The organism is Alkalibacter mobilis, assembly GCF_015594845.1.
Taxonomy (GTDB): Bacteria; Bacillota; Clostridia; order Eubacteriales; family Alkalibacteraceae; genus Alkalibacter; species Alkalibacter mobilis.
Window position 1 is genome coordinate 1 of record NZ_JADNRK010000014.1, and the last position, 20162, is coordinate 20162.

The following is a 20162-nucleotide window of genomic DNA, read 5'->3' on the forward strand; positions in this document are numbered from 1 at the left end:
TGACCTTATAGGTCTTTAACTGCTCTTGCGACAAAGTGATCCATCCTTTTTTCATATTTTCAGTTTAATAGAATGTGACATTTTATCAAGTGAATCTAAAGGTGACATTATCACAAGTTAACAACAACAAATAATAAAAGTTTTGAAAATAAAGGGAAATTATGTTATTATAATTTCATTGATGTTGCCGAAGTGGTGAAACTGGCAGACACGCTGTGTTCAGGGCGCAGTGGGATTATTCTCGTGCGGGTTCGAATCCCGCCTTCGGCACCATATGTAATCACCTGGAATAAATGGATACAAGGTGATTACCATTAAGAAGATTTTCAACTTACATAATTAACTCAGTGGATTTCGCTGAGTTTTTTTAATGAGTCATTTTTTGGAATATGATATAATTAAATGACGTCATAATACAGAGAGGGGATTTTATTGAGAAAAATTTCCCGAATTCTAATAAAAATATTTGTTGGAAGAGATAAGATCAGGCCTCCTCAAATCTTAGTTCTCGGTTTTGCAGTGATAATTTTTTTCGGTGCCATGGTACTTTCACTGCCGATTTCATCTGTTTCGGGGGACAGAACAGACTTATTGACTGCTTTATTTACGGCAACATCAGCAGTTTGTGTTACGGGTTTGGTCGTTGTTGATACTGGAACTTACTGGTCGAACTTTGGACAGGGTGTGATTTTGTTTCTAATACAGATAGGTGGTTTGGGTTTTATGACCATGACCACACTTATTTTTCTAATAGCTGGAAAAAGAATTACTATCAAGGAAAGGATCTTGATAAAGGATTCATTAAGTAGCAACACACTGGAAGGCGTTGTCAGATTTGTCAAATATATTTTGGCATTTACATTTTTAGCTGAGCTGGCAGGTGCAATAGTTCTTGCTTTTACTTTTATTCCCTTATACGGAGGGGTAAAAGGGGTAGCGTTGTCTATTTTCCACTCAGTATCGGCATTTTGCAATGCAGGCTTTGATTTAGTCGGAGGGTTTAGAAGTTTGACGCCCTTTGTAAACAATATATCCCTTAATTTGACGGTAATAATTTTGATAATACTTGGAGGATTGGGATTTTCTGTTGTCAATGATGTTTTTAAGATAAAAAAATTTAAGAGATTGAATTTTCACAGTAAAATAGTTCTTTCTATTTCAGCTGTTCTGATAATTACAGCTTTCATTATTTTTGGCATCTTGGAGTCAGGAAATCTTGATACTGTGAAGGATCTACCCTTGCATGGCAAATTTCTATCGACTTTATTTTTAGCGGTGACACCAAGAACCGCAGGATTCAATACAGTTGATATGGCATCATTGACTATGGGGTCACTAGTTTTTGTTATATTTTTAATGTTCATAGGAGGTTCTCCGGGATCTACTGCAGGAGGTGTCAAGACTACGACTTTCGGTGTCTTGCTTTATACACTCATATCAGTTCTCAGAGGCAGGAAAGAAACAGAAGTATTTGGAAGAACTATTTCCGCTGACACGGTTAGACGTGCGCTTTCAATCATCATGATCGGAATGGGATTGTTGTTCATCGATGTACTGATATTGACTTTTACAGAAGATGCAGGTTTGGTCGAAATAGTATTTGAAGCTGTGTCAGCATTTGGAACAGTTGGTTTGAGCATGGGGATCACTCCGCAACTGTCATCAGTTGGAAGAGTTATGATAATGATCACCATGTTTGCAGGAAGGGTTGGACCACTTACCATAGCATTTGCAATCAGTGAGGTTCAATCGGATATGGAAGCCGGAAAATACAGGTACCCGGAAGGAAAAGTTATAGTCTAGTTAATCGAAATGAGGGTTGTTGAATGAAACAGTTTGCCATACTTGGAATAGGGCGTTTTGGTTTTAGTTTGGCTACAAAATTGTATGAATTGGGTTATGATGTTTTAGCCATAGATAAAGATGAAGAAAGAATAAAGTCCATAGCAGATCATGTAACTTATGCTGTTCAAGCTGATGCTACCGATATAAATACATTGAAATCGATAGGTCTCAAAAATATAGATACCGCTGTTGTGTCAATAGCATCTGATATCAATGCAAGTCTGATGGCAATACTAAATCTCCAGGAATTGGGAGTCGAAGAGTTGTTCGCAAAAGCTCAAAATGAGCAGCATGCCAAAGTATTGCATAAGATAGGTGTCGAAGAGGTGTTTTTACCGGAGAGAGACATGGGGCGACGGGTTGCGCAACATATTGCATCCAGTAATATTTTGGATCTGATTGAACTGGATCCGGATCACAGCGTTATAGAAGTAAACGTGCCTAAAAGCTGGGTGGGGAAAAACCTTTCTGATCTCGATTTAAGAGCAAAACATGGAATAAATGTAATTGCTATTAAAAGAGATTCCGATGTTCAGATATCGCCTAAGGCTACTGAAATCATCAAAGAAAGCGATGTAGTAGTAGGTGTAGGAGAAAACGAAGCCTTGTCAACGCTTAAAGAAACTGGAAAAGAGAGATTATGACGATAATTACCAGTAGGACTAACCCAAAAATCAAAAAATTACACAAGCTGAAGCAAAAAAAATATAGAGACAGCCTGGGAGAGTTTATTATTGAAGGGACCCGGTCAATTGAGATCGCTTTGACTGAAAATCAAGAAATTGAGAGTATTTTTGTTGACTCAGAATATCAATTTAAATTACACGACTGGTTGGTTGAATCTGGATTGGCAAACCACGGAAACTTCAATTTGGTCGAAGGAAAATTGCTTAAAGAGGTTTTTGACACTGTTGCGCCTCAAGGAATTCTTGCAGTAGTAAAATACAAAAAATTAAATTTGGATGAATTGATGTCTTTAACGACACCCAAGGTAATTTTGCTCGACAGGATACAGGATCCTGGTAATTTGGGAACTATAATCAGGACGGCGGATGCAGCAGGTTATGATACGATCCTGTGTACCAAGGGATGCGCTGATTTGTATAATCCAAAGACTGTAAGAGCAACGATGGGTTCGATTTTAAACGTTAAAATTTACGATGATCTGAATCAAAGTGATGTCATTGACTTTCTAAAAATAAATGGATATACAATCATTTCATCTACCCTAGAAGGCGGAATGGATTATACGGACATTCAAAAGCCTGTTAGATTTGCAGTAGTATTTGGGAATGAAGGCTCAGGTATCGATCCCCAAATATTAAAAAATAGTGATTTAAAAGTTAAAATACCAATTTTAGGCAAAGCTGAATCCTTAAACGTGTCTGTAGCGGCGGGTATTTTGATTTATTACTTTGGAGTTTGAGATCAGTCAGTATTGACATTTTATCTTTAAATGTTATAATCGATAATAATTGCATACAAAAATCAATGATGGAGACGGGAGACCGTAAGATTCTTTCAAGAGAGAGAGCACATACGCTGAAAGTGTTTTTATCGAATCAGGTCGAAATTCACTCCGGAGTACAGAATGGAAATCATAGTATATTCTGTCGGCCTGGCCGTTATAAAAAGAGAGGATATCATTTTATCAAATTGGGTGGAACCGCGGTATTTATCGTCCCTTGCTAATGCAAGGGGCTTTTTTATTCTAAATAAATAGAAATAAACGTTTTGGAAGGAGAAATCAATGAAAGAAAAACTTACTAAAATCAGAGAGATCTATATAGAAGAGATAAACAATGCAACATCTTCTGAAAATCTTGAAGATATAAGAGTAAAAGTACTTGGGAAAAAGGGCGAACTGACACTGGTTTTACGAGATATGGGAAAACTCAGCAAAGAAGAACGTCCTGAAATGGGAAAACTGGCAAATGAAGTAAGAGAAGCAATAGAAGTTAGCTTGGCAGGCCAAAAGGAAAAAATAATTGAAATTGAATATGAAAAAATGTTTGAAAATGAAGCAATAGATATAACACTTCCTGGCAAAAAAACTCCATTTGGGAGTCACCATCCACTTAATATAGTTGTTGAAAGGCTGAACGACATTTTTATAGGTCTGGGTTTCACAGTTGAAGAAGGACCTGAGATCGAATGGGCGGAATACAACTTTGATCATTTAAACATTCCGAAAGAGCACACATCCAGAGATTTGCAGGATACTTTCTATGTGAATGATGAAATGGTATTGAGAACTCAAACTTCTCCGATTCAAGTTAGGACAATGATGAAAAGAAAACCGCCTATTAGGATTCTTGCTCCTGGGAGGGTGTATCGTTCGGATGAAATTGATGCTACCCATTCTCCGGTTTTTCATCAGGCTGAGGGTCTGGTAGTAGACGAAGGTATTACAATGAGTGATCTTAAAGGAACCTTGGATTTGTTCGCAAAAGAAATGTTTGGACCAGATACCAAAACCAAATTTAGGCCGCATCAATTCTATTTTACTGAACCCAGTGCCGAAATGGACGTAACTTGTTTTGCTTGTAATGGAAAAGGCTGCAGGGTATGTCAGAATACCGGGTGGATCGAGATCCTTGGTTGCGGTATGGTACACCCCAATGTTCTTGAAGTATGCGGGATAGACCCGAAAAAGTACAGTGGATTTGCCTTCGGAATGGGGCTGGATAGAATAGCAATGATAAAGTACGGAATCAGTGATTTAAGACTTATGTTTGAAAATGACATAAGATTTCTGAAGCAATTTAAGTAGGAGGAGGAATACAATGCATATAACACTTGAGTGGTTGAATGAGTTTGTCGATATAAAAGGAATAGATCCTAAGGAATATGGAGATAGGATGACAATGTCGGGAAGCAAGGTAGAGCAACTGGAAATCCTTGGAGAAGATATTGAAAACGTGAAAGTGGGTAAGATTTTGGAAATAGAACCTCACCCGCAAGCTGATAAGCTGGTAGTATGCAAAATCGATGTAGGGAATAAGATACTTCAAATCGTCACTGGGGCTTCAAACATAAAGGTCGATGACGTGATACCGGTCGCAGTACCCGGTGCGAAACTTGCCGGTGGAATGAAAATTAAGACCAGCAAACTCAGAGGGATCGAGTCAGAGGGTATGTTGTGTTCAGCCGGTGAATTGGGGCTAAGAACTAATCTAATGGCAAAAGAAGATATTGAAGGAATTTATATTTTTAAAGAGGATGTTCAGATTGGAGAAGATGCCAAAGCTCTTTTGGGGCTGGAGGATGTAGTGGTTGAATTCGAACTTACTGCAAACAGGCCGGATTGTCACTCAATAATCGGTATGGCAAGAGAGAGTGCAGCTACTTTCAATAAGCATTTGGTTTTACCTTTGATCGAAATCAACGAGGAAAACAGCGTTGACGACATTGAAGATTACTTAAGAGTGGAAATTGAAAATACTGAAGGTTGCCCTAGATATGTAGCCAGGATGATGAAAGTTGTGGACAACAAACCTTCGCCGTCGTGGATGAGAAATAGACTTTTGAACTGTGGAATACGTCCCATAAATGCAATTGTAGATGTGACGAATTATGTCATGTTGGAAATGGGACAGCCACTTCATGCTTTTGATTATATGAAATTGGGTAGCAACAATATTCTTGTTAGAAACGCTGAAGAAAATGAAGAAATCATTACACTTGATGGCAATAAAAGAATCCTGAGTTCTACAGATTTGGTCATAACAAATGGGAAAACCCCTGTGGCAATAGCAGGAGTCATGGGTGGAGAAAATTCGGACATCGAAAATGGTACTCAAACGATAGTAATTGAGTCAGCAAATTTTAATAAAAATTATATCAGGGCAACATCTAAAAATCTTAATTTCAGGACGGATTCATCCACAAAATTCGAAAAGGGGATAGATCCTGGTTTGGCTGGTGAGGCCGCTGACAGAGCTGTGCAACTTCTTTTGGATTTGGGAGTTTGTGAATTGATCAAGGGAAAGATCGATGTCTACAAAGAAAACAACTTTAAAAAAATTATTGAAGTAGAATGCTCATGGGTCAACAGGTTTGTCGGGATCGATATCGAAGATGATAAGATGGTGGAATATCTGGAGAGACTTGCTTTAAATGCAAATTTGAACCAAGGTATAATTGAAGTTGAGATTCCATCATTCAGGCAAGATCTTGAAATCAAAGAAGACATCGCTGAAGAAATAGCAAGGCTATTTGGATATAACAATATACCAAATACTGTAATAAGCGGAACCGCCACCGAAGGCGGCAGAAGTGGAAAGCAAAGATTACGCGCAGAACTAAAAGCTTTGCTGACAGATAAAAATTTTTACGAGATTCTAACGTATTCATTCACAAGCGATAATAAACTTGCGGATTTAAATCTGACTGAAAAATCACCACTTGTGACAGAAAGCATTAGGTTGGTAAATCCGCTGGGAGAAGAGAACAGCCTTATGCGAACTACATTGATACCGGGTATGTTGCAGGTGATTTCTCATAATTTTAACAGGAATATACCAAGAGCGGGATTTTTTGAATTTTCGATGAATTACAGAAAAAACAACAAGGAAAATTCACTCCCTATAGAAAGAAACATGATATCTATTGGTCAGTACGGACAAGGTGATTTCTTTGATTTGAAGGGGATCTTGGAGCTTTTGATTGAAAAGGCGAAAATTGATGAATCGAGAGTCGAATATATAAGGGGCAACTCAACCATGTTTCATCCTAACAGGAACGCTGAAATTCATGTTGACGGTAAATGCCTGGGACTTATTGGGGAAATTCATCCAAAAGTCGTAAAGAATTATGATTTGCCAAACAGAACTTATGTAGGCGAAATTGATTTTGATCTTTTGCATGAGTTGTTTTCGGATTTGATAAAATTTGAAGAATTGCCTAAATATCCTGGTGTGCAGAGAGACTTGGCTTTTCTCGCATCTGAAGAAATTCCTGCAGGAGATATTGAAAGCTTGATCAGACAAAGTGGAGGGAACTTATTGAAAGAAGTATCCTTGTTTGATGTTTATCAGGGATCCCAAATTCAAAAGGGTCAAAAAAGCATGGCTTACTCACTATATTTTCAAGCAAAAGACAGAACTTTGACGGAAATAGAAATAAAGGAGCGGATGGACAAGATTTTAATCGCCTGCAAAGAAAAGCTTAATTTGATTCTTAGAGATGCGTAGGCAGAAAATGACGTCCAAATGGATAATATTATGAAAATGTTGATTATGAATTGCGGAAGTTCATCTATAAAGTGCAAATTGGTTGTAATGCCTCAATATGAAGTTATTGCATCGTTAAGCGTCAGTCGTTTGGGAATGGAAGATGCTCATATAAGTGTTTCTGTTCAAGGCTTGGAAAATTCGTCATTTATCGCACCAGTATTTAATCATGAGGAAGGAATAGGGCGAATACTTGGGATATTATTCGATGGAGATGACAAAATCATTGATAAAACAGAAATAAAAGCAATAGGTCATCGCATTGTTCATGGCGGAGAAAAAATGAGCAAATCAGTCATTGTGGATCAAGAATTGATCGATTATCTCGAATCCATATCGGATTTGGCGCCTCTCCATAATCCAGCTCATGTGGCAGGAATCAGGGCATGCACTAAAATGCTCCCTGATGTACTGCAAGTTGCAGCTTTTGACAATGGATATCATCAGTCCCTGAAAAAACAGGTTTATTCGTATGCAATACCCTATTATTATGCTGAAAAGTACTCCATTAGAAAATACGGATTTCATGGCATCGCTTTTAGAAGCATGACGGATGAGGCCAAGGAAACCTTGAATAGCGATCTAAATGGTAAGAAGACAGTGCTTTTAATGTTGGGAAGCGGGACTACTGCCAATGCGGCTGTAGATGGCATCTCATATGACGTTAGTACGGGCTTCACTCCTCATGAAGGTTTGATTCAGTCTACTAGATCCGGCGATACAGACCCGGCAGTATATACATATTTAATGAAAAAAGAAAATTTGACTCCTGATGAGGTCGATCATATCATGAACAAGGAAAGTGGTTGGTATGGTATGACTGGAATAAGCAATGACCTAAGGGATGTTTATATGGCGGCACAAAATGGTGACGAAAGAGCTTTAAATGCAATCGAGTCCCTGTGCCACAGAATAAAAAAATATATTGGTGCATACGCTGCGGTTATGGGCGGTATAGACACATTGATTTTTGGTGGGGGAGTCGGTGAACATGCTTGGTATGTAAGGGAAAAGGTTTGTTCGAATATGGAGTTTCTTGGAATTCAGATCGACGCAGAAAAAAACCGGGAGCTCGAGGGTCCCGGAATTATATCAAACGGTAAAATGTCGGTAGAAATCCTAGTAACCAAAGTGGATGAAGAAAAAGTGATTTCCAAGGACGCATATCAAGTTATTAAAGATTGTCAGAAGTAGCGTCATACTTCGATAAATTTAAGAAAAGGCTGCTTAATAAAAGCTGCACAAATATAAATACCATACTTTGAAAAAACGCCAGGGTGAAGTTGGATGCCATGGCGTTTTTAATTATAGTGGAAGTCAGATAATCAAAGCTGTTTATTAGAATAAATGAAAGTAAAAAAAATGTTAAACTATATTTCAATACATAAAGTTTATATTTTTTGAAAAGCTTTCTACTGGATTTAAAACTTTTGACAACACTTGAATTATTAATAATCACATAATGGCTCCAAAACATTATGTTTAAATAAAAATACACTGTTACCAATATAATGGCCATAGAAAAAATGCTAAAAATCAAGCTGTTCCCATAAAACACTGGGAGCAGGGAGACAATAACCGTAGAAAGCAAAAATATGCTTAAAATCATCAACAAATAGCCTGAAAACAAGGGGATCAGTTTGGTGGTTGCTTTTGATATGATTTCCACGAATCCAAAATTTTTGCCGGTTATAAAATTATTTGTCAGCAACATTATAAAGGGGATCAAAAAAAGAAAAATGATCAAATTCAAAATAAAGACAATTGATATTATGGAATCAGGGATAGACGATATTGATTCAAAGCTTCCATCTCCCATATAAATGTACATAAAGCTGTAACTGGCAAAGGGAATGGCAGCAAGGTACAACAAAAAAACCAAAGAAGATTTTATTATCGCTTTGACGATTAAAAAATGTTGACGTAAAGGTAGTATTGATTCTTCATAGATGTGTTCTAAATTCATTGGGGGCCTCCTGTAAATAGTCTATACACCATTATAACTCAGAGCATGATCAAGTCAACCGGGTATGGTATCAAAAAATTAATAATCCATTAAAGAAACTAAGGTATAATTAAAGAGTAAAAAATTTAATCGATCAGGATGAAGATAATGAATAAATCGAAAAAATATGTTTTGTCTATAGATTGCGGCACTCAAAGTATCAGAGGATTGATATTTGACAAAATGGGGAATTTGCTTGCAAAAGAAAGCATCATTTATGAAATTCCCTACGAATCTCCCCAAATCAATTGGGCGGAAAGAGATCCAAGAAATTATCTGGATGAGTTGTGCAAAGTAACCAACAGGTTAAAAGACAATTTTGCCGACTTGTTTTATGAATTATCGGCTGTTTCTATTACGACTCAAAGGGATACCTGCGTTTTGGTCGATGAAAATTATGATGTATTGAGGCCGGCAATACTTTGGTTGGATAACCGAAAATCAAAGAAATCAAGATCATTGAATCCGATATATAGTTTGGGAACAAAAATCATAGGTATGAAGAAAACCGTTGATGTATTCAGCAAAGAGACTCCAGCTCACTGGATAATGGAAAATGAACCTGATGTCTGGTCAAAAACCAATAAATATTTAATGTTGTCAACATATTTGATATACGAATTGACTGGTATTGCTGCAGATTCGATATCTGCTCAAACAGGTCACATGCCATTGAATTACAAGAAGCAGATTTGGGATAATAGATGGGGTCTTAAAGGAAACATTTTTCAAATCCCCCCAAAAAAACTTTATCCAATATATCCTGCAGGAACAGTCGTGGGAGGCATATCAAAGGAAGCTGCCGATAAAACAGGGTTAAGAGAAGACATGCCCTTGATTCTCGCAGGATCGGACAAAGCATGTGAAACTTTGGGAACAGGCTGTCAAAATGAAGAAATTGCCAGTGTATCGTTAGGGTCGCAGGCAACGATCGAAACGGCAAGTTCTCGATACTACGAGGTTCAACGATTCATTCCACCATTCCCATCTGCAATACCGGGAATGTACAATCCTGAGATCAACGTATATAGAGGGTTTTGGCTCGTTTCCTGGTTTAAAGAACAATTTGGCGAAGAAGAGCTGAGAGAATCAATGTTATCCGGAAAAAGCCCGGAAGAAATACTAAACGAAAAAATCCGTGGGATCGAGCCCGGGTCTCAAGGACTCATACTTCAGCCGTACTGGGGAAACGAATTAAAGAGACCTGAATCAAGAGGGGCAATAATTGGATTTAATGAGGAGCATACGAAATATCATATATACAGGGCAATTATTGAGGGAATTGGGTATGCACTAAAGGAAGGCATGTTAAAAATTGAAAAAAAATCAGGAACTGAAATAAGTAAAGTCGCCATATCCGGCGGTGGTGCTCAAAGCGATTTGATATGTCAAATTATGTCAGATATTTTTGACAGGAGAACATATAAAGTTCAAACTTCGGAAACTTCGGGTCTGGGAGCAGCAATATGCGCATTTGTAGGGCTTAATGAATATCGTGATTTTAGTCATGCAATTGCCGAAATGGTACATATTTCCAGTGAATTTTACCCGGATGAAGGTAGAAAGCAAATATATCAAGAATTGTATCATAAGGGTTATTCGAAAATTTACCAACGTCTTAAACCCGTATATGTGGAGTTGGAACGAATGCAAAATGAAGATATTGACAATAATTAGTAATAAGAATAAGATATAATTTAATCGCATTTATTCAGAGGAGGAAAGAAACTGAATGTCTGGTACAAAACATTTTAATTTGGGATTGGATGTCGGGTCTACGACTGTAAAGATGGTTATTTTGGACAAAGGTAAAATGACCTATAGCGTTTATAAAAGACATTTGTCAAATATTAAGTCAACAATAAAAGATATTATCGAAGAAGCCTACGAACAGGTTGGAAACATCAACGTTAAAGCATCGATTACAGGATCCGGGGGTTTATCTGTATCAAAATGGCTGAATATAAAATTTGTTCAAGAAGTTATTGCTTCAACGCTTGCAGTGGAAAAGACCATACCTGATACGGACGTGGTCATTGAATTGGGTGGAGAAGATGCAAAAATAACCTACTTTGATAGTTCTATTGAACAGAGAATGAATGGTACATGTGCAGGGGGGACAGGAGCCTTTGTCGATCAAATGGCTTCACTTCTTGAGTGTGATGCAGCAGGACTAAACAATCTGGCAAAAGATTACGGTGTTATTTACCCAATAGCTTCAAGGTGTGGAGTTTTTGCAAAAACAGATGTACAACCGTTACTGAATGAAGGTGCAAAAAAGGAAGATATAGCGGCTTCGGTATTTCAAGCTGTAGTTAATCAGACAATCAGCGGTTTGGCTTGTGGCAAGCCAATAAAGGGCAATGTTGCATTTCTTGGCGGACCGCTCTATTTTTTGTCCGAGTTGAGAAAGAGATTCATAGAAACTCTCGAATTGACAGAAGATCAAATCAGATTTCCTGACAATTCCCAAATGTTCGTTGCTTTAGGGGCAGCTTTCGATTCTATTGATAATGAAGATATAATCGAATTCTCGGAAATCGTCCAGAGAACAAACGAAATGGGTGACATTCAGTTGAAGGAAGTTCACCGGCTTGAGCCATTGTTTTCCGGTGTTGATTCTCTGGAGGAATTTAAATCAAGGCATCAAAGGGAAAAGGTACCTCGGGATGACTTGGTAAATTATAAAGGCAAGGTGTTTTTGGGAATCGATGCAGGATCGACAACAGCCAAAGCTGCCCTTGTTGGAGAAGAAGGACAACTTCTATATACTTATTACAGCGGAAACCAAGGAAGTCCTCTCAACCAGGCTAAAATTATTCTAAGGGAAGTGTACGATCTTCTTCCTGAAGATGTTAAGATTGCTAAGAGCGCGGTAACAGGGTATGGCGAAGCATTGATCAAGTCTGCCCTGAAAATAGACATAGGTGAAATAGAAACCATGGCACACTATAAAGGAGCAAAATACTTTCAGCCTAAAGTAGATTTTATACTTGATATCGGCGGTCAGGATATGAAATGCTTGAAAATAGTTGATGGTGTCATCGATAATATCGTCCTTAATGAGGCATGCTCATCGGGATGTGGCTCATTTTTAGAAACATTTGCCAAATCATTGGGCATGAATGTTGAAGAGTTTGCCAAGGAGGCACTTTTAGCAAAAGATCCAGTGGATCTGGGCACCAGATGTACTGTTTTTATGAATTCAAGAGTCAAGCAGGCTCAAAAAGAAGGGGCTACAGTTGGAGAAATTTCAGCAGGTCTATCTTATTCAGTAATTAAAAATGCCCTTCAAAAGGTAATAAAAATTCGAAACATGGACGAATTGGGAGAAAACATAGTTGTGCAGGGCGGAACTTTTTACAGTGATGCAGTATTACGCGCATTGGAACTGATTTCCGGTAGGGAAGTCATCAGACCCGATATTTCTGGAATTATGGGCGCATTCGGCGCAGCTTTGATTGCAAGAGAAAGGTACGAAGAAAAAGAAGAGAGTAGCATCTTGAGCAAGATGGAGCTTGACCGATTTGACGTTGACATAAGCTTTGGAAGGTGCAAACTGTGCACGAACAATTGCCTGCTTACTGTCAACAAATTTTCCGATGGAAGAAAATTTATTTCGGGAAATAGATGCGAGAGGGGATTAGGCATAGTTGAGGATTCCCAAAAAATTAAAATTCCTGATTTGTACAGTTACAAGAATAAAAAGATTTTTGCTTATACAAAAATACCTGACCTGGAAAATTTTAGGGGAGTCGTTGGAATTCCAAGGGTATTGAACATGTACGAAAATTTTCCGTTCTGGTATACATTTTTCAGAGAACTTGGATACAATGTAAGACTTTCTCCTGCAAGTTCAAAGAAAATATTTGAAATGGGTTTAGAAACAATACCTTCGGAGTCGGTTTGTTATCCGGCCAAACTTGCTCACGGGCATGTAGCCAGTCTGTTGAAATCTGACGTAGACATGATTTTTTATCCGTGCATACCTTACGAAGAAAAAGAATTTGAGGAGGCGGCAAATAGTTATAGTTGCCCAATCGTCACATCTTATCCGGAAACAATCAAGCACAACATGGACGACATAAAAAAATCAAAAGCTGAATTTGTAAATTTTTTCATAACACTGGAAGACTATGCCAAAGCAGAAAACAGATTGATCAAGGAATTTACGAAAAGAAATTTGAGTGAAGAGTTGATAAAAAATGCGTGTAGAGCGGCATGGAATGAAAGGATTACTTTCAGAAAAGATCTGATGAAAAAAGGTGAAGAAACACTAAAATATATCAAAGACCACGGCTTAAAGGGTGTGGTTTTGGCAGGAAGACCATACCATGTGGATCCAGAGATCAATCATGGGATACCAAATCTGATCAAAGAGCTAGATATGGCGGTTTTCACCGAAGATTCCGTATCTCATTTGGGTAAAATCAACGGACCGTTAAGAGTGTTGGATCAATGGAAGTATCATACCAGGTTATATGCTGCAGCAGAATTTGTATCCCGAAACGAAAACCTTGAATTTGTCCAACTAACTTCTTTTGGATGTGGAATCGATGCAGTGACCAGTGACCAAGCTCAAGACATACTCAAAGAAAAAGGCAAAATATATACTTTGATAAAGATAGACGAAGGCAATAACCTTGGAGCTGTAAGAATCAGGCTAAGATCTCTAAAAGCTGCCATGGATGACAGATTCAGCAATGATTACGAACTAAGGCCACAAACCAGGATTTATGATTACCCTAAATTTACAAAAAAGATGAAAAAGGAACATACGATCCTAATACCGCAAATGTCACCTATACATTTTGAATTTATTGAATCGGCAATGTCGAAATCCGGCTACAAAGTCGAAGTTTTGCCGGATGTAGACAATATGGCAATTGATGAGGGATTGCGAAACGTAAACAACGATGCGTGTTATCCTACTATTTTGGTAGTGGGTCAGATGATCAAAGCATTGAAATCAGGTAAATACGATTTGGATAATGTGTCATTGGTGATGAGTCAGACAGGAGGACCGTGTAGAGCTTCCAATTATGTTGGTTTTATCAGAAAAGCCCTTAGCGACAATAATATGGGTCATATACCTGTTATAAGTGCCAATCTGACCGGACTTGAATCAAACCCTGGCTTTAAGGTAACTTTGCCTTTGGCCAACAGGGCCATAATGGCTATGGTATACGGTGACCTTTTTCAACGAGTTCTTTACAGGACCAGACCTTACGAAAAAGTTCCGGGATCTGCCGAAAAACTACATGAAAAATGGTCAAGAAAAGCAAAAGATAATATTCTTAGAGGCAATTTACTGGAATTTAGAAAAATCACCAAAGAAATCGTGAAAGAATTTGACCGATTGCCCCTGAATGACACTTTGAAGCCTAAAGTAGGGATTGTCGGAGAAATTCTGGTCAAGTACCATCCTACTGCTAATAACAATTTGATCAAAGTGCTGGAAGATGAGGGTGCAGAAGTTGTGGTCCCTGATATTCTTGACTTCTTTTTGTACTGCGCTTATAACAGCGTATATAAATTTGAGGCCTTGGATTCAAGCGAGAAATCGATGAAAAATAGCAGCAGGTTTATCAATATGATCGAATGGTATAGAAAAACAATGAAAAAATCCTTGGAAGAAAGTCAAAGATTCAGAGCTCCAAGCCGGATAAGACACAAGGCTAGTTTGGCGGAGAAACTCATTGATTTGGGAAATCAAGGTGGAGAGGGATGGTTTTTGACCGGTGAAATGATGGAACTGATCGAAGACGGTATTGAAAATATAGTATGCGTGCAACCATTTGCATGCCTGCCCAACCATGTAATGGGCAAAGGCATGATGAAGCCGATCAGGGCAACATATCCTTATGCAAATATTGCAGCTATAGATTACGATCCCGGTGCAAGTGAGGTAAATCAATTGAACAGGATCAAGCTTATGCTGGCTGTTGCCAACAAAAATTTGAATAAAAAGACCAAAAATAAACCGGTGTTATAATACACTGGTTTATTTTTGGAGAAAATAAGAAAAAAAGCTGTCATTACAATAAAAAAATATACAAAAGTATTGACATCGATGATCAAACAAGCTATTATTTAAATGAAATGAATATCAGTGTATGAAATTAATTTCAAGGGGTAATGTGATGGATTACAAATATGATATCAGGTTGATAGTCAGATGCGTTAAGATGCATTACGAAGAGAACCTGAAACAAAATGAAGTGGCCGCCAGACTGGGAATATCCAAGGCAACTGTGTCTAGAATAATCAATTACGCAAAAGAAAAGGGAATAGTTGAATTTAAGATCAACAACCCTTACCCTGAAGAAATAATTCAGTTGGAAAAAAAGATAGAAAAGAAGTATGGGTTACTCGAAGTGATCATCGCAGATTTGGAATCAGATGATGAGAGCGATGTTAAAAAAGCTATAGCCAAGGAGGCCGCAAAGTATCTAAGCCGTGTGTTGAAACAAGGAATGTTGATAGGAGTTTCAAGCGGAACGACTTTGGCTGAAATACCAAAACACATAGAGAACTCAAAGACCAATGATTATACCTTCATACCGATGGTAGGTGGCAATGGTCAATATATACCCAACATTCAAACGAATAATATTGCACTTAATTTTGCAAGGGTATTCAAGGCCAACTCAAAGATTCTTCACGCTCCCGCCATGGTAGAAAAAATAGAGAACAAAAATATTTTGGTTGGAGACCCGGGCATCAGATCGGTTTTGTCGCTTACTGAAAAGCTCGATATTGCAGTTATGGGAATCGGATCATGCACACTTCAGTCTACTGTAAAGATGATAGCGGAGTTTATCGACAACAAGGAGCTTGAATCGATACGGGACAAAGGGGCCGTTGCGGACGTCTGTAATATATTTATTGACAAATACGGCAACGGAGATGCTTTTGAATCAAATGAAAGAGTCATTGGAATTACTCTTGAAGATATCAAGAGAACACCGTTAAGGGTGGCAGTGGCAGGGCATAGAACCAAATTTGAAGCAATCAAGGGAGTTGTCAATACAGGGATCGTAAATGTTTTGATCACCGATCTGTCAGTTGCTGAAAATTTAGTTTAAAAATTGGGGTGAATATAGTGGTAAAATGGGTTTTTGTTTTTTTCGCACTTCTGATAGTTCAGGGGGGCATGACATATTTTCAAGTAAAAAATTACAGAAAAAACACAATCGAAATCAGGAAAAAAGGAGATATGCTGGTTGGCCAGGCAAAGGGTGGATTCAAAGCAGGCTGTATAGTGATGATGGCTTTGTCACCTGAGGGAGAAATCTTGGAAACCCGTTGCATGCTTGGTAGAACAGTGTTTAAAAAATTTGAGATCATAGATGATTTCGATGGAAAGAATGTTTTTGAATCCAAAGATTGGGTAAAGAAAATCAAGAATGAACAACTTAAGAAAGCTATATCGACAGCCATCAAGACAATGAAAGATCAGATGGCAATTATGGAAGAAAATAAATTGGAATCCGAACAACTGGAAGTAAAAGACAATTAAGTTAATAACAGAAATCATATTTCTGTTAAATATAATTAACAAGGAGGATTTTAGATGGATTTTTTAGCTAAGTTGGCAGAAAGCTTTATCGGCTTGTTCAACGCCGGTGGAGCAACATTCATGGGATTGGTTACAGGAATCATACCTACACTAGTTGTTTTGATTACCTTTGTAAACTCAATCATCATGCTTATCGGGGAAGATAAGGTAGAAGGTTTCGCAAAGAAAATGACTGGAAACTTCATAACAAGATACACAGTTTTTCCAGTTCTTGCAATGTTCTTCCTGACTAACCCAATGGCATACTCTTTTGGAAAGTTCTTGGATGAGAAGTACAAGCCTGCATTCTACGATGCGGCAGTATCATTTGCACATCCTATAACAGGACTGTTCCCACACGGTAACGCAGGTGAGTTATTTGTATGGCTTGGAATCGCACAGGGAATCACAGAGCTTGGTCTTTCGACTGCAGGTCTGGCAGTAAGATACTTTATAGTTGGTGTTATTGTAATATTCATACGAGGTATCGTTACTGAGAGAATTACCCTAATGATGATGGCAAGAAAAGAGGTGAACTGATATGACTTACAATGCAATCAAGATTGTTAAAGGAAAAGCTGGCTGGGGTGGACCATTGATCATCAAGCCAGACGAGAAAAGAAATAAAGTATTATCAGTAACTGGAGGAGGAATAGATCCTGTTTCCAGAAAAGTTGCCGAGTTGACAGGTTGTGAAGTTGTTGACGGTTTTGCAACAACCATTCCTGATGACGAAGTTTTCGTTGCAGTCGTAGACTGTGGTGGAACAGCCAGATGTGGCGTTTATCCTAAAAAAGGTGTTTACACCATTAACTTGACTCCTGTTGGACAGTCAGGACCTTTGGCTCAATACATCAAAGAAGATATTTATGTATCAGGAGTTAAACCTGAAGATGTAACGCTTGCAGAAGAAGGGGCTACGATCAGTCAAGCTGCAAAAGCAACTGAAGAAAAGTCTTCTTCATCTAAAGCAAAAGCAGCTCCAGCAGATGAGAAGAAGAGCAGCTTTATCGTCAGAATGGGTAAAGCAGTTGGTGGAGTAGTAGGTAAGTTCTTTGCAGCTGGTAGACAAACCGTTCAAATGGTAATCAACAATATCTTGCCATTTATGGCTTTTGTTTCGATGTTGATTGGTATTATTTCAGAATCAGGCATAGGTAATGTTATAGCTGAGGCTATTGCGCCGGTTTCAGGAAGTCTTCCTGGACTGTTGATAGTATGTATTATTTGTGCATTGCCGTTCCTTTCGCCAATTCTTGGACCTGGTGCGGTTATTGCTCAGGTAGTAGGAGTTTTCCTTGGAGTTGAGATTGGAAAAGGAAACATCCCTCCTCAGTACGCTTTGCCTGCATTATTCGCTATAAACCCACAAGTTGGTTGCGACTTTATCCCAGTAGGTTTGAGTCTTGGAGAAGCAGAGCCGGAAACAGTTGAAATTGGTGTTCCTGCAGTATTGTTCTCAAGAGTTATCACTGGTCCTATATCTGTAGTAATCGCATGGTTGTTTAGTTTCGGACTTTATTAAAAAAATGGTGCGGCTTAAGCCGCACCTTAATTTTAAAAAATCAGAGTGCTTCCTGTAGTTGTTTTAAGAATGTGCTTGTAAATTAATAAGTTTTAAAATTAAATTTGAAAACAGCATTTATGCCGGTTAGGATGGGCATAATGTTCATGATAGATTTTAATGTGTAATTCAGTGCTTGAGAAAGCTTAAATGAATATAAGCAGTGGCGTATGTCATAAAAAACAAGGAGGTAATTATGAAGTATAATGTAAAAATTACAGGATATGGAGATATGGCCCTAGATTTTCTAACAGAAAATATGTTGATTATTTTTAACGAGAATGCACCTAACGAATTGAAAGAAATTTCTGTTTTACACGAAATATCTGAACTCGCATCAGAGGTTGAAGTAGGTGACCTGGTTGAAATTGGAGGCAAGGAATACTTTGTTACATCTGTAGGAGACGAGGCAAATCATACTTTAAAGACCATGGGACATTGTTCTTTAAGATTTGACGGAGCAGAAGAACCCCAGTTGCCAGGATCCATCCACCTTAAGGGAGATGGAGTTCCTACAATAGAAATTGGAAAATATATCACAATAATATAAAGGAGGAGATTTTAATGTTAAATCTCAATAGAAAATTAAGAGCCCTTGAAGAGCAAGGCAAACCAATTAAACTTGGTTTGATCGGAGCTGGCCAAATGGGTAAGGGTATGGTAAGCCAGGTAATGAAAATGAAGGGTATGATCCCTGCAATCGTAGTTGACATCAATGTTGACAATGCAATTGAGTCTTATACATTGGCTGGAGTGGCAAAGGATCAAATCGTAGTGACTGATTTGTTGAGCGAAGCCAATGCTGCCATGGAGCAAGGGAAGTATGTTGCATCTGCTAATGCAGATATACCGGCTGCCGCAAACTTGACGGATGTAGTTGTTGATGCTACTGGAGTACCGGATGTTGGAGCAAAGATAGCTATTGACTCTATTATGAACAAAAAGCACGTTGTAATGTTGAACGTTGAGACTGACGTAGTAATCGGAGCTTATCTGAAAAAATTGGCTGATAACGCAGGTGTAATCTATACCGGTTCAGCAGGAGACGAGCCAGGTTCAGTTATGGAGTTATACGATTTTGCTGACGGAATGGGCATGGACATCGTAGCTGTAGGTAAAGGAAAGAATAACCCTATTGTTGCAGGATGCAACCCTGAAACTGTATACGAGCAAGCAATGAGAGAGGGCGTAAGTCCAAAAATGCTTACCGCGTTCAAAGATGGAACAAAGACCATGGTTGAAATGACAGCAATGGCAAACGCAACAGGTTATTTGCCAGATGTTAGAGGAGGCCACGCAGTAACTGCAGGAGTAAAAGATTTGCCGGGAATTTTCCAATTAAAGGAAAATGGTGGAATTCTTAACAATACAAAAATCGTTGACTATGTTAATGGTGTAGCACCTGGAGTATTTGTAATAGTAACAACTGATCTTCCACAGATCCACCATGAAATGCAATACCTAAGTATGGGACCGGGACCGAACTATGTACTCTTCAGACCATATCACTTAACAAGTTTGGAAACTCCATTATCGGCTGCAAGAGCAGTGATATACAACGAACCTACCATAGTTCCATTGCCAGGAAAGCCGGTTGCAGAAACTATCACAGTTGCAAAGAAAGACTTAAATGCAGGCGACATGCTTGATGGTATCGGCGGTTATACTGTGTATGGTACATTTGAAACTTACGAAAATGCAAAAGCTGAGAAAGCAGTTCCTTTGGGACTTATAACAAAGAACACAAAATTGATTAAGCCTAAGAAAACAGGTGAAGTTATCACGTACGATGATATCGAACTTGACAAGTCAACTTTGATATTCAAGCTTAGAGAACTTCAAGAAATGTTGATAGGCTAATAAAACTGAATAAATTGCCAGTGTAAAAAAGTGTAGGCCGTAAACAGACAAATCCCTTTGGGATTGTTTGTTGCGGCTTTTTTATTTAACATC

Annotated in this window: 15 protein-coding genes, 1 tRNA gene and 1 other annotated feature; of the genes, 15 read left to right on the plus strand and 1 reads right to left on the minus strand. The window is 38.3% G+C overall.

Annotation, left to right across the window (positions count from 1 at the left end; all coding sequences use genetic code 11):
* Positions 1 to 186 precede the first annotated feature (186 nt).
* The 7 genes from IWB18_RS08050 (at position 187) to IWB18_RS08080 (ending at position 8273) form a co-directional block, all read left to right on the plus strand.
* Positions 187 to 273 (plus strand) — tRNA-Leu (locus tag IWB18_RS08050).
* A 159-nt stretch (positions 274 to 432) separates the two neighbouring features.
* Positions 433 to 1803, plus strand: a complete 1371-nt coding sequence (locus IWB18_RS08055) for a TrkH family potassium uptake protein (protein ID WP_225877809.1) — start codon at positions 433 to 435, stop codon at positions 1801 to 1803.
* 23 nt (positions 1804 to 1826) lie between these two features.
* A complete protein-coding gene (locus IWB18_RS08060; protein ID WP_195683112.1) occupies positions 1827 to 2489 on the plus strand; it encodes a potassium channel family protein in 663 nt (220 codons plus the stop codon).
* Complete coding sequence (locus IWB18_RS08065) at positions 2486 to 3271, plus strand: TrmH family RNA methyltransferase (protein ID WP_195683113.1); 786 nt, start codon at positions 2486 to 2488, stop codon at positions 3269 to 3271. Before IWB18_RS08060 ends, IWB18_RS08065 begins: the two co-directional genes overlap by 4 nt.
* Before the next feature lie 56 nt (positions 3272 to 3327).
* Positions 3328 to 3534, plus strand: a binding site (T-box leader).
* Positions 3535 to 3595: 61 nt separating this feature from the next.
* On the plus strand, positions 3596 to 4618 hold the full coding sequence (gene pheS, locus IWB18_RS08070) for a phenylalanine--tRNA ligase subunit alpha (RefSeq protein ID WP_195683114.1): 1023 nt from the start codon (positions 3596 to 3598) through the stop codon (positions 4616 to 4618).
* Positions 4619 to 4631: 13 nt separating this feature from the next.
* Complete coding sequence (gene pheT, locus IWB18_RS08075) at positions 4632 to 7040, plus strand: phenylalanine--tRNA ligase subunit beta (protein WP_195683115.1); 2409 nt, start codon at positions 4632 to 4634, stop codon at positions 7038 to 7040.
* A gap of 30 nt (positions 7041 to 7070) precedes the next feature.
* On the plus strand, positions 7071 to 8273 hold the full coding sequence (locus IWB18_RS08080; protein WP_195683116.1) for an acetate/propionate family kinase: 1203 nt from the start codon (positions 7071 to 7073) through the stop codon (positions 8271 to 8273).
* Here IWB18_RS08080 and IWB18_RS08085 read toward each other — a convergent pair.
* Positions 8254 to 9045, minus strand: coding sequence for a hypothetical protein (locus IWB18_RS08085; RefSeq protein ID WP_195683117.1), 792 nt, complete (start codon positions 9043 to 9045; stop codon positions 8254 to 8256). The two genes, IWB18_RS08080 and IWB18_RS08085, sit on opposite strands and share 20 nt — an antisense overlap.
* A gap of 147 nt (positions 9046 to 9192) precedes the next feature.
* Here IWB18_RS08085 and IWB18_RS08090 point away from each other — a divergent pair, with 147 nt between their 5' ends.
* From IWB18_RS08090 to IWB18_RS08125, 8 genes are all read left to right on the plus strand, one after another.
* Positions 9193 to 10761: an FGGY-family carbohydrate kinase gene (locus tag IWB18_RS08090; protein ID WP_195683118.1), complete on the plus strand. Its 1569-nt coding sequence runs from the start codon at positions 9193 to 9195 to the stop codon at positions 10759 to 10761.
* A gap of 55 nt (positions 10762 to 10816) precedes the next feature.
* On the plus strand, positions 10817 to 15079 hold the full coding sequence (locus IWB18_RS08095; protein ID WP_195683119.1) for a 2-hydroxyacyl-CoA dehydratase: 4263 nt from the start codon (positions 10817 to 10819) through the stop codon (positions 15077 to 15079).
* Positions 15080 to 15227: 148 nt separating this feature from the next.
* Positions 15228 to 16172 (plus strand): sugar-binding transcriptional regulator, encoded by a 945-nt coding sequence (locus IWB18_RS08100; RefSeq protein ID WP_195683120.1) that lies wholly within the window; start codon positions 15228 to 15230, stop codon positions 16170 to 16172.
* Between the two features lie 17 nt (positions 16173 to 16189).
* Positions 16190 to 16606, plus strand: coding sequence for a transcriptional regulator GutM (locus tag IWB18_RS08105; RefSeq protein WP_332310679.1), 417 nt, complete (start codon positions 16190 to 16192; stop codon positions 16604 to 16606).
* A 54-nt stretch (positions 16607 to 16660) separates the two neighbouring features.
* A complete protein-coding gene (gene srlA, locus IWB18_RS08110; protein ID WP_195683122.1) occupies positions 16661 to 17185 on the plus strand; it encodes a PTS glucitol/sorbitol transporter subunit IIC in 525 nt (174 codons plus the stop codon).
* Position 17186: 1 nt separating this feature from the next.
* Positions 17187 to 18170 carry a PTS glucitol/sorbitol transporter subunit IIB gene (gene srlE, locus IWB18_RS08115; protein WP_195683123.1) on the plus strand — a complete coding sequence of 328 codons (984 nt, stop codon included), beginning with the start codon at positions 17187 to 17189 and terminating at the stop codon, positions 18168 to 18170.
* A 235-nt stretch (positions 18171 to 18405) separates the two neighbouring features.
* The gene (locus IWB18_RS08120; RefSeq protein WP_195683124.1) at positions 18406 to 18759 is read left to right on the plus strand and encodes a PTS glucitol/sorbitol transporter subunit IIA; all 354 of its coding nucleotides are present in this window, start codon (positions 18406 to 18408) and stop codon (positions 18757 to 18759) included.
* A 14-nt stretch (positions 18760 to 18773) separates the two neighbouring features.
* On the plus strand, positions 18774 to 20069 hold the full coding sequence (locus tag IWB18_RS08125) for an NAD(P)H-dependent oxidoreductase (protein ID WP_195683125.1): 1296 nt from the start codon (positions 18774 to 18776) through the stop codon (positions 20067 to 20069).
* The last annotated feature ends 93 nt before the right edge of the window (positions 20070 to 20162 follow it).

Coding starts and splice junctions, on each gene's coding strand:
- IWB18_RS08060 (WP_195683112.1), top strand. CDS start 1,827: ATGAAACAGTTTGCCATACTTGGAATAGGGCGTTTTGGTTTTAGTTTG.
- IWB18_RS08065 (WP_195683113.1), top strand. CDS start 2,486: ATGACGATAATTACCAGTAGGACTAACCCAAAAATCAAAAAATTACAC.
- pheS (WP_195683114.1), top strand. CDS start 3,596: ATGAAAGAAAAACTTACTAAAATCAGAGAGATCTATATAGAAGAGATA.
- pheT (WP_195683115.1), top strand. CDS start 4,632: ATGCATATAACACTTGAGTGGTTGAATGAGTTTGTCGATATAAAAGGA.
- IWB18_RS08080 (WP_195683116.1), top strand. CDS start 7,071: ATGAAAATGTTGATTATGAATTGCGGAAGTTCATCTATAAAGTGCAAA.
- IWB18_RS08085 (WP_195683117.1), bottom strand. CDS start 9,045: ATGAATTTAGAACACATCTATGAAGAATCAATACTACCTTTACGTCAA.
- IWB18_RS08090 (WP_195683118.1), top strand. CDS start 9,193: ATGAATAAATCGAAAAAATATGTTTTGTCTATAGATTGCGGCACTCAA.
- IWB18_RS08095 (WP_195683119.1), top strand. CDS start 10,817: ATGTCTGGTACAAAACATTTTAATTTGGGATTGGATGTCGGGTCTACG.
- IWB18_RS08100 (WP_195683120.1), top strand. CDS start 15,228: ATGGATTACAAATATGATATCAGGTTGATAGTCAGATGCGTTAAGATG.
- srlA (WP_195683122.1), top strand. CDS start 16,661: ATGGATTTTTTAGCTAAGTTGGCAGAAAGCTTTATCGGCTTGTTCAAC.
- srlE (WP_195683123.1), top strand. CDS start 17,187: ATGACTTACAATGCAATCAAGATTGTTAAAGGAAAAGCTGGCTGGGGT.
- IWB18_RS08120 (WP_195683124.1), top strand. CDS start 18,406: ATGAAGTATAATGTAAAAATTACAGGATATGGAGATATGGCCCTAGAT.
- IWB18_RS08125 (WP_195683125.1), top strand. CDS start 18,774: ATGTTAAATCTCAATAGAAAATTAAGAGCCCTTGAAGAGCAAGGCAAA.